At 35.8% G+C, this 15632-nt stretch carries 13 protein-coding genes and 1 other RNA gene; 4 read left to right on the forward strand and 10 right to left on the reverse strand.

Annotation, left to right across the window (positions count from 1 at the left end; translation table 11 throughout):
- Nucleotides 1-109 precede the first annotated feature (109 nt).
- A complete protein-coding gene (locus tag ABXH06_RS11520; RefSeq protein WP_311577202.1) occupies nt 110-895 on the forward strand; it encodes an alpha/beta hydrolase in 786 nt (261 codons plus the stop codon).
- A gap of 17 nt (nt 896-912) precedes the next feature.
- On the opposite strand, the gene ABXH06_RS11525 is transcribed toward ABXH06_RS11520, so the two are convergent.
- The 3 genes from ABXH06_RS11525 to ABXH06_RS11535 form a co-directional block, all read right to left on the reverse strand.
- On the reverse strand, nt 913-2610 hold the full coding sequence (locus ABXH06_RS11525) for a tetratricopeptide repeat-containing sulfotransferase family protein (RefSeq protein WP_311577205.1): 1698 nt from the start codon (nt 2608-2610) through the stop codon (nt 913-915).
- Nucleotides 2611-2658: 48 nt separating this feature from the next.
- Complete coding sequence (locus ABXH06_RS11530) at nt 2659-4299, reverse strand: tetratricopeptide repeat-containing sulfotransferase family protein (protein WP_311577208.1); 1641 nt, start codon at nt 4297-4299, stop codon at nt 2659-2661.
- 96 nt (nt 4300-4395) lie between these two features.
- The gene (locus tag ABXH06_RS11535; protein WP_311577211.1) at nt 4396-7260 is read right to left on the reverse strand and encodes a TonB-dependent receptor domain-containing protein; all 2865 of its coding nucleotides are present in this window, start codon (nt 7258-7260) and stop codon (nt 4396-4398) included.
- Nucleotides 7261-7854: 594 nt separating this feature from the next.
- On the opposite strand from ABXH06_RS11535, the gene ABXH06_RS11540 reads away from it, so the two are divergent.
- The 3 genes from ABXH06_RS11540 (at nt 7855) to ABXH06_RS11550 (ending at nt 9612) form a co-directional block, all read left to right on the forward strand.
- A complete protein-coding gene (locus ABXH06_RS11540) occupies nt 7855-8631 on the forward strand; it encodes a TSUP family transporter (protein ID WP_311577214.1) in 777 nt (258 codons plus the stop codon).
- Nucleotides 8632-8642: 11 nt separating this feature from the next.
- Entirely contained in the window at nt 8643-9248 is a 606-nt protein-coding gene (priC, locus tag ABXH06_RS11545; RefSeq protein ID WP_311577217.1) for a primosomal replication protein PriC, read from the forward strand.
- 100 nt (nt 9249-9348) lie between these two features.
- The gene (locus tag ABXH06_RS11550) at nt 9349-9612 is read left to right on the forward strand and encodes a late competence development ComFB family protein (protein ID WP_311577220.1); all 264 of its coding nucleotides are present in this window, start codon (nt 9349-9351) and stop codon (nt 9610-9612) included.
- A gap of 387 nt (nt 9613-9999) precedes the next feature.
- Here ABXH06_RS11550 and ffs read toward each other — a convergent pair.
- The 7 genes from ffs to phhA all read right to left on the reverse strand — a co-directional run bounded on the left by ffs (nt 10000) and on the right by phhA (nt 15500).
- Nucleotides 10000-10096: signal recognition particle sRNA small type (gene ffs, locus ABXH06_RS11555), an RNA gene on the reverse strand.
- A gap of 78 nt (nt 10097-10174) precedes the next feature.
- Nucleotides 10175-10756 carry a 1-acyl-sn-glycerol-3-phosphate acyltransferase gene (locus ABXH06_RS11560; protein WP_353518315.1) on the reverse strand — a complete coding sequence of 194 codons (582 nt, stop codon included), beginning with the start codon at nt 10754-10756 and terminating at the stop codon, nt 10175-10177.
- Between the two features lie 8 nt (nt 10757-10764).
- The gene (locus tag ABXH06_RS11565; RefSeq protein WP_353518316.1) at nt 10765-11616 is read right to left on the reverse strand and encodes a DUF3014 domain-containing protein; all 852 of its coding nucleotides are present in this window, start codon (nt 11614-11616) and stop codon (nt 10765-10767) included.
- A 250-nt stretch (nt 11617-11866) separates the two neighbouring features.
- A complete protein-coding gene (gene maiA, locus ABXH06_RS11570) occupies nt 11867-12505 on the reverse strand; it encodes a maleylacetoacetate isomerase (protein WP_311577229.1) in 639 nt (212 codons plus the stop codon).
- A gap of 158 nt (nt 12506-12663) precedes the next feature.
- Nucleotides 12664-14214, reverse strand: coding sequence for a transcriptional regulator TyrR (tyrR, locus tag ABXH06_RS11575; RefSeq protein WP_353518317.1), 1551 nt, complete (start codon nt 14212-14214; stop codon nt 12664-12666).
- A gap of 116 nt (nt 14215-14330) precedes the next feature.
- Complete coding sequence (locus ABXH06_RS11580; protein ID WP_311577237.1) at nt 14331-14669, reverse strand: 4a-hydroxytetrahydrobiopterin dehydratase; 339 nt, start codon at nt 14667-14669, stop codon at nt 14331-14333.
- A gap of 9 nt (nt 14670-14678) precedes the next feature.
- On the reverse strand, nt 14679-15500 hold the full coding sequence (phhA, locus tag ABXH06_RS11585; RefSeq protein ID WP_353518318.1) for a phenylalanine 4-monooxygenase: 822 nt from the start codon (nt 15498-15500) through the stop codon (nt 14679-14681).
- Between the last annotated feature and the right edge of the window lie 132 nt (nt 15501-15632).

Consider the following 15632-nt stretch of genomic DNA (forward strand, 5'->3'; position numbering starts at 1 on the left):
GTCAAATATTATTACAATTTTATATAATATTTTATCGCTTGTTTTAAATCTATTTAAGGTGCATTTAGCCAAGACAGTTTATTCTTAACGTCAATACAGGAGAGCTTAAGTGATTGTAATTAAAGCATTAGCTATTCATTTTATTGGGTTTGTTTGTCTTTTTTATTCAATATCCGTTTCCGCTAATGGTATTTTATCTACTAACTATTTATTCAAAAGTAAATTTTTACAATACGATCTAAACTATAGAGTTTATACTCCAAATGTAGAAAATAGAAAGAGTCTTCTGCCCACGTTATATTTAACTGATGGTCAATGGTATCTTTCAAGTGGCGATATCAAAAAGACATTAGATAAGTTAATTGCTTCAAAAAAGATTTCCCCTATTTTTGTCGTCTTTATTGACAGTAGGAATCCGCATAAGTTAACTGAAAATAGAAGAAATGATGAATTTATGTGTAATGCAAAATATATCAGTTTTTTCATCAATGAACTCATCCCAACGATAAGCCATAACTTTGCTGTTAGTTCAGCTCGGGAAGACAGAGTCATTGGAGGGATTTCATTCGGCGGATTAAATGCAGCTTGCTTTGGTTTATCTGCCCATAAATATTTTGGTGGGCTAGTGATGCAATCGCCAGCTAATGAGCAACATTTGAAAGTTATTCGTCGTTTATATTCAAAGTCTTCAACACTTCCCTTAAAAATGTTTCTGTCTTCCGGTGGCAATAACGATAACGGACGAGCAATTAAGAAGTTTTATCAAACTCTTGAAGACAAGGGTTATGATGTAACTTTTGTAAAAAATAACAAAGGTCACCATTGGGACAATTGGCGACCTTTACTTCCTGAAGTTTTAACCACTTTCTTTTCTATCAACGAAACTGATAAATAATTAAGTGGGTGTGGTTTTTATTTCTCATCAACCGCCAACTCTTCTAATAACTCAGTAATGTTTTCTTGATATTTTTGCCATAAGCCAACAGATGTATCATAAATTGGTTGTCTCACCTGATATGCACTTGCTGTTTTTATCACAGCTTCCGTTCGATGAAAATTCAGACAAGCTTCTTGCCAGTCTAAATCACAGGCCTGCACTAATTTTTTAATTTCAACGTCTGGATTTTTTATTAACGCTTCGTATTCAATATCATAAATGGACTCAGGAAAGTTCTCATGCCAATGCTGCATTAATTTTTGATATAACCGATGAAATTGACCTAGGGTTTTTAAATTGTAAGCGAAACGGTAATTGTCGGTTGTGAAATTTTTTTTATAAATTGATAAGCAATTATCTTTAGCGTTTCTAACACAATGAATAATTTTTGCATTAGGGAAGGCAAGCTTTATAAATCCAACCATCAACATGTTAAAGGGTAGTTTGTCAGTTATATAGTCTGCATCAGAATCAATACTTTCTAATTGTTTTAGATACTCTCGTGCGATATTTGCTAACTTTTCTTTCGGGTATTGATCTAACGGGGAAAATAGAAAATTATTATTTTCGGTAAGAAAGCCCTCCGTTGATAGTTTGAAAAAGTGCTCTAACTCCCCTGCTCCATGTACTTTAGAGTGACTTGCCAATATCTTCTCAACCAAAGTAGTGCCAGAACGCGGCATACCAATAATAAAAATCGGCTTTGATGACGTTTCAGGGGTTAACTTTGCTTTATCTACACTATCTTTTGTAAAAGTATTAATAATATTGCTAATAAACGCTTCATCAGACTCAATCGTATAATTATTCCTAGCATATCGAAGGTCATTCCCCGTCTTAAGAAACAGAAATGCTTGAGCGTAATCTTGTAAGTCTTCATATGCCTTCGCTAAAGCAAAAGCCAGTTGAATCTTATTATCAACGGGTAGATTCGTTTTATTGTATTGTTCTAACATTAAGGCAATATGCGGATCTTGACTATCAGCATATTTATTAATCGTTGCAAAAGTAAAATGAGCTTGAGAATACTCAGGGTGAATTGCGATTGCTTGTTGATAATATGTTTTTGCTTCGTCTAATTTACCTTGAGATTTTAAGATATTTCCAAGGGTGTATATTGCTTTAACATTTCTATTATTTACTTTTATTTGCTTTGCACAAAGGGCTTTTGCTTTATCTAGTTCGCCTTTAGCGATATAAATTTGCCCTAAATGCTCTTCTCCTTGTAAAAAATTTGGCGTAATAGTTAGCGCTTTTAAACACGATTGCTCACTTTCATCAAGCTTCCCTATTTGTAAATAACAATAGCTTAAATTTAAATGGCCAAGGCTAATTTTAGGGTTTACGTTAAGCACTTGTTGGTAATAATGAATGGCTTGTTTAAAGTTACGTTCAAATTTACATATATCACCTAAGCCAAGTAAAGCATCTGGGAAGTTAGGCACTATTTTTAACGAAAACGTCCATAAACTTTTTGCCTCTTCAATTCTATTTGTCTTTGCACAAATAAGTGCCAGTTGTGAATAAACTTGAGGTAACTGAATGTGACTCTCTACGAGTTTCCTAAATTCAATTTCCGCTAAAGATAAGTTACCGGTTGAAATGGCCTTTTCCGCCTTTTGTAACCCTTCTCGCTGTTGTGGGGTTATAGTTGGCTGATTATTAAAATGCATGGTGAGATCCGTAAATTATAAATGTTCGTTGCTCAATTAAAATTGATATTAAGACTCAAAAGAAAAATGATGCTGATAATTTTTCCAACGCCCTGATGAGCCTTTATACAAAGGCTGCCTAACTTGCCATACACTCGCAGTTTTTACTTGATTTTCTGACTGATGAAAATTTAAACATGATGATTCCCATGATAACTTGGCAAAGGCTAACAACTTTCGAATATTAGATTCAGGATCACTGATAAGATCGTCATAATTAAACGATAAAATGTCATCGCCAAATAGAGTTAGCCAATGATTCATCAACTTCTCTTGTTGTTTGTAAAAATGAATCGTGTTTTCTATTTTTGTTGCATAGGACATTGATGGCCCTAATCTTAGAAAAAACACCGATAAGCAATTGTCAAAAATAAAACGTTTAGTCCAGATGATTTTTGCCTCTGGCATTAATGCTTTTATTAAACCAAGGTACAAGAAATTATCTGGTCGCTTATCTGTTAATAATTTTCCTTCAGACTTAAATTCACTCACTTCTTGCCGGTAATCTGAAAGAAGTTTTCCACTGAGCGATTCGAATTTCTCAGGGAGATCTTTTGGGAAATCAGGAAAATGATGAAGGATAGAACGATGAAAAAACTCTTGTTCTCCCCCTGAGCTCACCTTGGAATGGCTCGCAAGTATTTGTTCACAAAGTGTTGAGCCAGAACGAAACATACCACAAATAAAGAGTGGCGACTCTTCTGTTACTTGTGCTGAGTGTTCCTTTACTTTGTTAAACCAATCTTGATTAAAATATGCAATGATACTTTCAATATATTGTTCATATTTTTCTGGTTCATAACGAGGCAAGTAGGCCTGATCCAATGTATTGGCTTTTTGATAAAACGAAGCGGCTAATTGGTACTCCTGACAATCGTCATGAGCTTTACCTAATGCATAAGCAATATTAACTTTCTCTTTATCGGCAAAATTTTTGGAATAGAAAACTGCTTTCATCGCCAGAACTATTTCATCTTCTTTCGATTTAATTTTATAAATATCAGCTTGTCTAGCAAGTGCATCAACATTTTTTGGGTTTTGAATAAAAGCATTTTGAAACATTGAAAATGCTAACGCTTTTTTGCCTAATTGTTCGTAAACATTCGCTAAATTATATTTTAGTGAGTCTTGATTGGGATACTTTTCAATCGCGATTAATAATAGCTCAATAGCCTTTTCGGGGGCTGATAAATGTTCACTATAAATAATAGCGATATTTAAATACACTTCATAAGCATCACTTACATCTAACGACAATGCTTGATTATAGTGCTCAATTGCTTCTGTAAATTCGCCACAAAGCTTTAAATAATAGCCACAATTAAAATGGTGATCAGCATTCTTTGGTTGCTTTAACGCTAATTCTTTATAAATTAAGGCTAGATCAGGCCAACGTTTTTGAAAATTATACAATTCAATTAACGGTTGTAGATAGCTGTCTGCAGATGGTTTAATTTTTCTTAATGCTAATAAATGTTTTTCTGCCAAGTCATGATTTTTATGTTGAAAGCTAAACTTCACCATCACTTGATGAGCAGTAACATTGTTTGGCTCACACTTAAGTATTTCTTCGATAATTTTGATGCCTGCTTGCTGATTATTCGAATTAAGCAGAGTAATGGCATGATTAATTGATAGTTCTTGTTTCATTGATTTACATTTAATTACAACGTTGATCAAACTTTACCATAAAAAAAAGCGGCTAACTTTGCAGTTTGCCGCTTTATTTAGTTTTTTAACTTTTTATTAGAAAGTTAAAGAAACTGAACCGTGAATGTAACGACCTAATTGGTCATAGAATGCACCTGGGTCCATTGTGTTACCAGTCATTGGTGGCTCTTCATCTAAAATGTTATTAATACCTAAACGAGTAGTAATATTTTCAGATACTGTGTAACGAACACTTAAGTCAAGGTAAGTTTGAGAACCAATACCTGTACCTACTAAGTAATCATCTTTATCATCGCCATCGTAATCGCCGTTAGTAACTTCGCCATTGATACGGATTTTAGCATTTAAGCCAATATCGCCCATGTCGTAGTTAGCATTGATCACGCTTCTCCACTCTGGTTGAGGGAAACATTTAGCACTGATAGTACCAGAACAGTCGTAAATCGCATCTGGGTTACCTGGAAGCGGCTCATATTCTTTAGTCATCATGTAAGTACTAACTAAAGTAACGCTAAATGGGTTACCTGATAATTCAGTGTTGTAAGCTGCAGTAATATCTACACCTTCCCATTTACGGCTCGCAAGGTTAATGTTTGTTGCTGTGATATAACCTTGAGTACCAGCCCAAAGACTACCACCACTGTTACGGTTGATGTTATCACAGAAAGCCGCATTACCAGTTTCAGCACATTGTGTTAATGTTACGTCTTCACTAACCGTACCAATAACTTCATCAATTTCAATTTTCCAGTAATCTACTGAGAAATCGATCTCATCAGTTAATTGACCAACTAAACCTAATGATAAAGTATCAGCAATTTCTGGTGCTAAGTCAGGGTTACCACCGTAAACACCATTATATTGACCAGCTGGACTTGCAGCAATATTACCGTATTGCGCAGCAGTTACACCTGTGTTAGCACATTGTGCTGCTGTGAATGAAGGATCATCAGTCGCACACGGATCTTCACCAGACCATAAACCTAAACCTTGGCTTGCGAACATTTCACCAATGTTTGGCGCACGTACCGCACGGTTATAACTTGCACGAACTTTCCAATCATCAACAGGTGTCCAATCTAAAGCAATTTTATAAGTTGGCTCTGAACCAGTTGTGTCGTAATCAGAGTAACGGTAACCTAATTCAAGAATTAAAGATTCTGCAAATTCTTTACCTTCAAGTAATGGTACACTTGCTTCCGTGTAAAGTTCACGAACTGAGTAACCACCTTCTAAGGCATGAGTTGGACCACCTTGACCTAATAATAAGCCTTTGTCGTATACTTCATCTACGATACGCTCATATTCTTCTTTTCTGTATTCTGTACCAAATACTACAGCAACAGGCGTATCTGCACCTGGCATAGTAAAGTCTAATTCACCAGTAACATACGCACTGAAGATAAATTGGTCAGAAAGCTCAGATCTAGCTGCAACACCTGTTAATAGGCCAGCCGACTCTTCTGTAACACCTTGGTAAGTAAATACTTCGTATGGGATACAATCAGCAGTATCCGCACAGCTTTCGCCGTTTGCACTTAATGCTGTAGTAATACGTGGAGCGAAGAAATCGTTAATGTAAGCATTCGTAACTGTAGTAGAACCTACTTGGATGCTTGTATCGTAAGACCAAGTATCGTTAAGCTCACCTTCAGTACCTAAAACGATACGGAAAGAGTCATGTTGAATTAATGATGCACGAGCACCACCTTCAACGTTACGCTTACCGATATAAGTTGCAAATTGATCACCAGAAGCTAAACCAAACGCATCTGTTAAATATGAACGTTGTGCGTCGCTAAGTAGCGGGCTATCGTAATCGATTCTGTATTCTTCGTTGAAGAATGTACCAGATTCTGCGATTTGACCTTTAGTTTGGTCACGCATATACATGAATTCCATGTATGGCATGAAATTGTCATTGATTTCATAATTAACAAATGAACCGAATGAGAATCTTTCATCTGGACGCATGAAGAAGTTAACAGGGTTGTAGTTATACACGTTACCTGATGAAGGTTGGAAACCACTATCAGGAGTTAATGTTAAATACTCGTAGTTACCCCAGTCAAAACTACCTGATTCATTTAATGGACTTAAGTAGAAGTTAGGAATAACAGCGTTACCAGAACCACCACATGAAGTAGCTGTCGCATTCAATGCACATGAAGTGTAGTCACGAGTACCAAATTTCATTTCATTGTTACGTTTCCACGTTGCGTAAGCAACGGCATGACCTTTACCATCGGCAAAGTCACTACCCATAGTAATTTCGATACCGTAGTTTTGACCTTCGATATCTGAACTACCTGAAGGGTATTCAAAATCTTTTTCATCCATTAAACCTTGGATGTAAGAGTTGTCGTTATTATGTTGGTAACCACCACCAATGAAGTCAATTTCTAAACCTTCGAAATCATCGTCCATTACAAAGTTAACAACACCGGCTACCGCATCAGCACCGTATACAGAAGAACCACCACCGGTCATTACTTCAACACGTTTAACTAAAGCACCAGGAATGCTGTTAGCATCAGCAGAACCTGAAGAACCACCACCTGGTTGCATACGACGACCATTGATTAGTACCAATGTACGATGCGCGCCTAAACCACGCATATCGATACCACCACGACCGGTAGCACCGTTAGATGAGAAAATTGTTGAAGATGCTTCAATTTGAGGCAATGTGTTAAGCATATCTTCTACACGAGTCAAACCTGAAATTTCAATATCTTCAGCACTTGTTACTTGAATTGGGCTAGAAGTTTCCATGTCGGCACGTTTAATACGAGAACCGGTAACTTCAATACGCTCAACTTTTTCAGCTGACTCTTCTTCTTCAGCTGAAACTGCCGATGTTGAAACCGCTGTTGCTGCGCCTGCACCAAAAATCATGGCAAGACGAACAGCTTTAGCTATTTTGCTATTGCTATACATATTTTCTCCCTGGATCACTTTCGTGATTCTAGTGTTTAAAATCAAAGCTATATTGCTTCGTTTGTTTATAATTTTGGTCATTGACCTGATCTGTCAATATGGATAGTAAACTTAATATCTATTTATGGTCAATACCATTTGTAACTATTCAGTAACAATAATTACAAATCTACACACATAGATATTTTTTAATAAACTTATATTTCAATAACTTAACTTTTTCACATTAATTATATCGATCATAGATTATAAAATTTCAACTACAAATAAAGCGAGCAAAACCAATCGGTTTAAAGTATAAAAATCAACAAGATAACAAAACACATATAATATTACATCCTTAAAATACGTGATAAAAATAGAATTTTAACTACACGAGAAAGCATATAAATTAAAAAAAATAAACCTATTAAATTCAAGCATATAATTCAAAGCATAACCTTTACGTAAAGATAAAAAGACATTGTTCAATAAAAAAGCACTAAATTAAATTGTAACAAGCCCGATTGCTCACTGAAAATAGCTGGTTCTGTTCAGTAAACATTATGTTAGACTGCACAACTTGATTTTAATTAGTAGGAAATATTGTCCTTAATGGAAGTTGTTTTAAATGTTGAGTTATGGATAACACTTTGCAGTGTAGGTTTTCTTGCAGGTCTTATTGATGCTATTGCTGGCGGAGGAGGTATGCTTACTGTTCCTACCTTATTAACCGCAGGTCTTCCTCCTCATGTCGCACTTGGTACAAATAAATTAGCAGCAACTTTTGGCTCTTTTACTGCGTCAGTCACTTTCTATAAAAAAAAGCTATTTGATATTGCCTTTTGGCGCATCTCAATCATTTGCACCGCAATAGGCGCTATCATTGGCACAGTTATAGTAAAATATTTAACGATTGAATTTTTAGACAAAGCTTTACCGCTTTTGATTGTTTCTACCGCTGTTTATACCTTATTTGCCAAAGGAACAGTTTATAGTGACCAAGGTTTACCTAAGCCGTCAAAAGCTTTAAAAATAAAACAAGCTTCACAAGGCTTAATTTTAGGCTTTTATGATGGCATAGCAGGTCCTGGCACGGGTGCTTTCTGGACTTCTTCTTCAAGTGTTTTATATAGAATTAACATTCTTCTGAGCTGCGGATTAGCACGTTCAACCAATTTTGTTAGTAACTTTTTTAGTTTATTAACTTTTATTTATCTTGGTTATGTAAACGTATTATTAGGCGTTGCAATGGGGATTTTCATTATGCTTGGTGCATGGGTTGGTTCGCATTGGGCAATTAAATTTGGTAATAAATTTATTCGTCCTGTTTTTATTATCGTAATCCTTGGTATGTCTTGTAACTTAGCCTACCAAGCTTGGATCCAATAAATATTACAAGTATGTCAAACTCAGCTATAACGAAAATCAACCATATTTTATCTGATTTACACGCAAAAGCAGTTGATGTGGATATGGCTAATAGCAACAATAAATCCTTTTCCATCAGGAAAGACTCGCCAATATTTTCTGAAACATTGTTTAATACCAATAGCGATAAACTCTCTCATTATGTCGATGAAATAAAAAAGAAAACGCAAGAATTAGCACTTTTAATCAAAACAAGAAAAGTACAGTTTTCCTATGCAAGATTAGCAATAATCGAACAACAAATATCAGCAATCAAAAATGCTATTGATGCCAATGATGCACAAAATAAAGCTTCAAAACATCATATACAAATTCTTAAAAACAAAAAATATCGTCAAGCGGCTCAATCCTTGATTATGCCGACACAGTCACTTTATCAAAAATTATCCGAAACGCATGAGTTTGAGAGACGTTTGCTTGATATGCTTGAGCAAAAACAAAATCAGTTTTCACAAGCAACACCACATACTAAAAACAAAATTTCAGATGAGCTATTGATCATACATCAACGGTTAGGCAGGTGTCGTCAAGCTATCTCTAAACTTGAAAGGCAAATAGAAATAAGTGAAAAACGGTAGCGAGTCATCACAGGTAAAAATTTACTTTACTTGCGGAAATCATTCGCTTTTTATTTCATCTAGCATTAGGCTTAATACAAAATAACTCAAGAGGTTAATCATGAAAATTTCAGATGATATCCATAATTATTATGAAAAATTAGTTATGCAACATTTTGCAGCATTAAAACTTGAAGAAAAATACGATGCAGACTTTATTGCAGACTTAACTTGTGTGGTTTTAAACCAATTACCTAATAGATATATTCGACATGAAGTAGATATGGCTTTTTATTTACCTGCTTCGGAACGATTTGAAATGGAAAGTAACGTAAAGGTAGCTGTAAACAAATCGCTTGAGTTTATGAAATTACATAACGATTAATTTCTAGACTTTTTTCAATGATAAGCAAGCGTGTCACAAAGTATATGCTTGTTTATCGCTATTCTTTAATAAACCTTAAACTGCCCTATTCTTATCCATTTATTTCAACACTTAATCACTTTGCTCCTGACTTCTTTTTAAAGAACACTCCATAACACACTGTCAAACTTGATTTTTGATTTGTTACTAAGCTCAACCTTTATGAATCAGTCATGGTTAGTTTGAACAATAGTCTATTTTTCTAATTACCCGTCAATGTAATTCGAAACGATAGATACTATTACAACAATCTAGATAGGGAATAATTGGTAGCACGTATGTAGCAGGCCATGTAGCAAAAAGCTAAAAATATGCGTAAGCCATTGAAAAGTAAGGATTGGGTGGCGACTTTCCCAGCCACACTCCGGCACATGAGTCGTCTGCTGCGGTTGCTTCCTTCCGGACCTGGCCGAGTTCACAGAGTATCATTGCGAAGGGACCAAAAAAGTCACCATAGAACTGCTAATTAGCGGTGAGGATTATCGCTAATCCCAATGTGTGATGCAAGCACTACTAGCAATTATCAAACTAAGTGTGGATTTTTTGCACAAACATCGACAAATTGTCTCTTAATTCCCATTAAAGCTTGTTGGATATCATCTTGAACAATATAAGGTCGGTGGATCTCGACTTCTTTTTTCCTAAAATCGAGACTGATCGGAATAATCGGTACATTGGCTTGCTTTGCAATAATAATAAAGCCCGTTTTCCACTGTTTAGTTTTGCTACGAGTCCCTTCAGGGGATAGCGCTAAAATCATACTTTGACTGTTATTAAAAACGTCAACCATCTGACCAACAACCCCCTGAGGATGTTTTCTATCAACAGGTACACCGCCAATTTTTTCTAGAAACCAACGCAATGGCCAAACAAAAATACTTTTTTTCCCCATGAAGGTTACTTTTAAATTGAGAGATAACATCACCAAAACAGAAACAATAAAATCCCAATTAGACGTATGTGGAGCAACAGCGAGAATAAACTTTTTTTCAGCTGGAAAATTTCCAATTATTTTCCAGCCAAATAATGTCAGCAACTTAGCTGATAAACGCCTGACAAGTCGATAGTTAGTTTGTGGTATTCCAGCAGGTATTTTTGGTGTCACCGTAAACCCTAATTATTTTCTCTGGCTATTTTTTCACTTATTTCTAGTAATACCGATTTAATCACTAATAAGTTTTCTTTACCAAGGCGTAACATTAATTTTTCGGCGTCATCTAATCTTTCGATATCTTCATCTTTAAATTGATACATGACACTTGGACGAACTAATTCAATTTGCTCTTTAGGTATTTCCATATCAAGCACTTTAGTAATGGCATCTTGTAAGATATCGGTAAAATCTTCTTCTGGGTAACCTAACTCTTGGTAGGCTTCGTCAACTAAGGGTTTTAATTCAAAATACCAACTCACTAATGTTTCGCTATCAACAGAACGAAGTAGATCAACATATAAGCTAAATCGTCTCGATGACGTGTCATCCCATTTGATGATCACATTGCCATTTTCATTGATTTCTCGACCTGAAAATGGACTCGTAGGTTTTATTAATGGGCTATGTTCATAAGCTAAAATGCCTTGTGAAAAATTATCGGTAAAAACGACAAAGCGACGAATCATATCGTCATCAATCACTAATTTTAATAATTCTTTACGCCAAGTAATCGTAGGTAACTTTTCTTCTAACCAAGCATCACTTTCATCTAATGTTGGTAGTAAAGATGCTGGCTCTGGGGCCGGCTTTTCAATAACTTCTTCTTCGATAGCAGGTTCAACGACTTCGGGTTCAATAATTTCAGGCTCAGGCGTTGGTTCTACAATGGGTTCTTCTACCACAGGAGTGTGAATAATAGGTTCAACCTCGTCTTCCGACAGAACGAACCAAAGGATCGCGATAATAACAATCATAATGCCAACAATGACGCCCCATGGCACAGAAGATGATGTAGATTGAGAGTTTTCCATAATTACCTTTCGTAAGTTACTTTATAACGAAATAATCACCCTATCGTTTTTACAAACGTTTATACCTAGATGAGGTGAAGAAAATATTAAGGCTATTGCAACGTTTTTTTTACATCGTTGCAAGTACATTTAGCCATTTCCGTGGATAAAAAGCCGTTTTATTGCTCATGGTGATAACTGTCATCAATTATTACCCAGCTAAGTCAGGCGTTGCCAGTTAGCATTCGCTAATAATTTGTTTTTCATAAATTTACACCGCATCCGGTTGATTTTCAGGAAGAGCTTTTATAAATGCCGGTAATTGATTACAACGATCGACTATGCCATTAATAAGTGGAAATGGTGTCATATCAAGGTTAAAACGTTTGGCATTATAAACTTGAGGGATTAAACATAAATCCGCGATGGTAATCGAATCTGCAAAACAATATAAACCGGCTGTTTTAGCAAGTTTTTTCTCTATCGCTGTAAATCCTGTTGCCATCCAATAATGACTCCATTGTAGTTTAGCTTGCTCATCACAATGAAGTTCATTAACCAAGTATTGTTGTACTCTTAAATTATTTACTGGATGAATTTCACAGGCAATATCTAAAGTTAGCCCTTGTACTATAGCTTTTTCAGCATAGTTATTGGGGAATAACGGCGTCACAGGATATTGATTATCTAAATACTCAATGATGGCCAATGATTGATTTAACACAAGATCACCGTCGACCAATGTTGGGACAAGATGCGTTGGGTTTAAGTTCACATAAGTTGACTCATGTTGCTCGCCACCGTTGTTAATTAAATGCACAGGAATTAATTCAACGTCGATATTTTTTAAATTTAATGCAATGCGAACACGGTAAGCCGCTGAAGAACGCCAATATCCATAAAGTTTCATTTCAAGACCTTAAATAGAAGTTTAATTGACTATGGTATGACAGCGAAAATTGAACACCAATAGCTAACGGCTAAATAGCTTAGCCGTTATTGTTAGCGATCCTTTACATATGAGTTTGAATAAGCAATCACACCAGATTTCAGACTTTCTCGATATGTTTATATTTTTACTGTCTTCTTATTAATATCATATTCGCGAAGTTTATTGGCTATGGCCGTATGGCTTAACCCCAGTTTTTTCGCTAACTGGCGCGTACTTGGATAGGCTGGATACAGCTTCCTTAATAAATCAGCTTCAAACCCTTTCACAGCAGCATCTAAAGTCCCTTCAAACTCTTGCTCTAAATAACCATGTTCACGGGTATAGGCAGGGAGTTGTAAATGATTTGTCATGATAACGCTGCCTTCCATTAAAGACACAGCACGAATCAACACGTTTTCTAACTGCCTTACATTGCCTGGCCATGGATAATGTTCAATAAAATCACGACAATCGTCAGATAAAGTAATATTAGTTTTTCCAATCCGTTGTCCGAACTTAGCAATAAAAAACTCAGCTAAGGGAATAATATCTGAGCGGCGTTCTCGTAATGAAGGGATATTAAGACCTAAGACATTTAAACGATAGTATAAATCTTCACGAAACTCACCTTGTGAAACCATGGTTAATAAATCATGATTGGTTGAACTGATAATGCGAACATTCACCGATATTTCATTTTCGTCATCTACTCGTCTAAAATTACCATTTTGTATGACACGTAGAAGTTTAATTTGCAATTTAGGTGACATTTCCCCGACTTCATCAAGAAAAATAGTGCCTCCATCAGCTATTTCAAATAATCCTTTTTTACTATTTTTAGTATTAGGCGCTCCAAGACCAAATAACTCAGTTTCTGCTGCTTCATCAGGCAAAGAAGCACAGTTTAACGTCATAAATGGCTTTTCTGCTCGATCACTCGCCGCATGACAAGCATGAGCTAATAACTCTTTACCTGTGCCAGTCTCACCGACAATAAGCATGGAAGAATCAAGTTGTGACATTCGTTTAGCTTCTCTGATCACTTTACGCATGCTGCCACTACTTGCTTGAATTCCTGCGAAGTTGTTTTCGTTAGCCTGTTTAAATGCGCTAATTTGTTGCCCTAAGCGAGCTTCAGATTTAAGGATTAAAACAGCTCCGGCAAGTACGGGATCACCAATGTTATCTGAAACATGAATCGGGATAATATCGGCAACATAATCATCGTCGATAAATTTTAAACGGCGTGTTTGTGCAAAGACTTCGCCTCCATCTAACCACCGATTAAAATTAAACCCTTTAACCCATTGATTAATATGCTCGCCGACGATGTCATGTTCTTTGCAGTTCATCATAGATGCAGTTACATTATTAACAATTCGTACATGACCTTTAGCGTCTATAGAAATAAAGGGGTCTGGAAAGGTTTTAATTAAAGTGGAAAGTTCATTTTTTTCACGTTCAGATGGCATGTAAGGAGTGGTTTTGACATCAACCACACCTTCTATTAACCTCAACTGAGGCATAAAAGTTTGTAACTCTGAGAACTCAAGATCTGGAATATTAATATAAATTTTACCTGGTTGCTTTAGCTCAATGCCGCGTAAATCGATCTGGCGCTCAACAAAAATAGTTAATACATCTTGGGCAATGCCGACACGGTCTTGACAACCAATTTCCAAACGCATTTATCAATCCTCAAAAGTTTTTTAATTAGCCGCTTATTGTAAACTAATTTTTACAATAAAAAAAAGCCCCTGATTTACAGAGGCTTTTATTTTTTATAATTTGTTGTAACTAAATATTACAATAATTTGTCTGTTTTCGCGGCACAAATAAAATCATTTTTATGTAGCCCTTTTATAGCATGGGTCCACCAAGTAACCGTTACCTTACCCCATTCTAATAAGGTGGCTGGGTGATGAAACTCTTCTTCGGCTAATTCTGCCACCTTATTAGCAAACGCCCATGCTTGTTTATAGTTTTTAAACTTATAAACACGTTCTAACATCATAATACCATCGCGAACTTCTGGCACCCAATCGGGTAACTGAGACATTAGCTCGCTTAATTCTTCTTCGCTCACTTTCGGTGCATCAACATGACATGCTTCGCATTGTTGGGCAGATAATTGAGAACTCATACTAATTCCTTAACTTGCTATTTTTGATTCTTTGGGTGGAAACTTGGCTTCAAATAGTCCTAACAATTTCGCTTGCTCGACTAACGCCATGATATCTTCAACTTCGTATTTTCTAATTTCGTCTAAATCGCTCACTTTACTCAACATATAATAAACAGGTTGCATAATATCTATTCGATAAGGCGTTCTTAACACATCAAGAATATTATCAGCAGTCAAAGTTTTTCTTTCAACATTTTGATCATGTAGCGCATACTTAGTTTCACTTGGCGATGAAATAATCCCTCCGCCATACACTCTTAAACCTTCAGAAGTATCTAATAAACCGAATTCAACTGTAAACCAGTATAGTCTCGCTAAAAATACCCGTTGCTCTTTAGAGGCATTTAAGCCCATTTTACCGTAAGCTTCGGTGTAATTAGCAAACGATGGATTTGTTAGGAGTGGACAATGACCAAATATTTCATGGAAAATATCGGGTTCTTGTAAATAATCAAATTCCTCTCGAGAACGGATAAATGTGGCCACTGGGAATTTTTTTTCGGATAATAATTTGAAAAACTCACCAAAGCCAATTAACGCAGGAACTGGTTCACATACCCAACCGGTGGTTTTCTTTAAAACACTACTAACTTCATCCAGTTGTGGGATACGATCAGTCGGTAATTTTAATTTTTCTAATCCTTCAAGATATTCATCACAAGCTGTGCCTTTAATACAGGCTAATTGTCGCTGTATTAATTCTTGCCAAACTTTATTTTCTTCTTCAGACCAATCAATGATACCTTGTTCGTCTGGTACTCTAGAGACGTATTTTGTCGCCTTTGCCATGATTCAAACCTTAAATAAATTTAAATTAACTCAACCGTTTTTTTAAGTTAAATGATTTTGTAGCTGTTGAGCTATTTTAGTTAAGATCATCATAAGCTAGAGTTGTAAGAAAAATCACCAAACATAATTCGG

The sequence above is a fragment of the Thalassotalea sp. SU-HH00458 genome (assembly GCF_040362795.1).
Classification (GTDB): Bacteria; Pseudomonadota; Gammaproteobacteria; order Enterobacterales; family Alteromonadaceae; genus Thalassotalea_H; species Thalassotalea_H castellviae.

What these genes read in the sequence shown, in the direction of transcription:
- ABXH06_RS11525 (WP_311577205.1), bottom strand. Translation starts at nt 2,610, where the DNA reads ATGCATTTTAATAATCAGCCAACTATAACCCCACAACAGCGAGAAGGG.
- ABXH06_RS11530 (WP_311577208.1), bottom strand. Translation starts at nt 4,299, where the DNA reads ATGAAACAAGAACTATCAATTAATCATGCCATTACTCTGCTTAATTCG.
- maiA (WP_311577229.1), bottom strand. Translation starts at nt 12,505, where the DNA reads ATGAAACTTTATGGATATTGGCGTTCTTCAGCGGCTTACCGTGTTCGC.
- tyrR (WP_353518317.1), bottom strand. Translation starts at nt 14,214, where the DNA reads ATGCGTTTGGAAATTGGTTGTCAAGACCGTGTCGGCATTGCCCAAGAT.
- ABXH06_RS11540 (WP_311577214.1), top strand. Translation starts at nt 7,855, where the DNA reads ATGGAAGTTGTTTTAAATGTTGAGTTATGGATAACACTTTGCAGTGTA.
- ABXH06_RS11580 (WP_311577237.1), bottom strand. Translation starts at nt 14,669, where the DNA reads ATGAGTTCTCAATTATCTGCCCAACAATGCGAAGCATGTCATGTTGAT.
- ABXH06_RS11550 (WP_311577220.1), top strand. Translation starts at nt 9,349, where the DNA reads ATGAAAATTTCAGATGATATCCATAATTATTATGAAAAATTAGTTATG.
- ABXH06_RS11535 (WP_311577211.1), bottom strand. Translation starts at nt 7,260, where the DNA reads ATGTATAGCAATAGCAAAATAGCTAAAGCTGTTCGTCTTGCCATGATT.
- ABXH06_RS11565 (WP_353518316.1), bottom strand. Translation starts at nt 11,616, where the DNA reads ATGGAAAACTCTCAATCTACATCATCTTCTGTGCCATGGGGCGTCATT.
- priC (WP_311577217.1), top strand. Translation starts at nt 8,643, where the DNA reads ATGTCAAACTCAGCTATAACGAAAATCAACCATATTTTATCTGATTTA.
- phhA (WP_353518318.1), bottom strand. Translation starts at nt 15,500, where the DNA reads ATGGCAAAGGCGACAAAATACGTCTCTAGAGTACCAGACGAACAAGGT.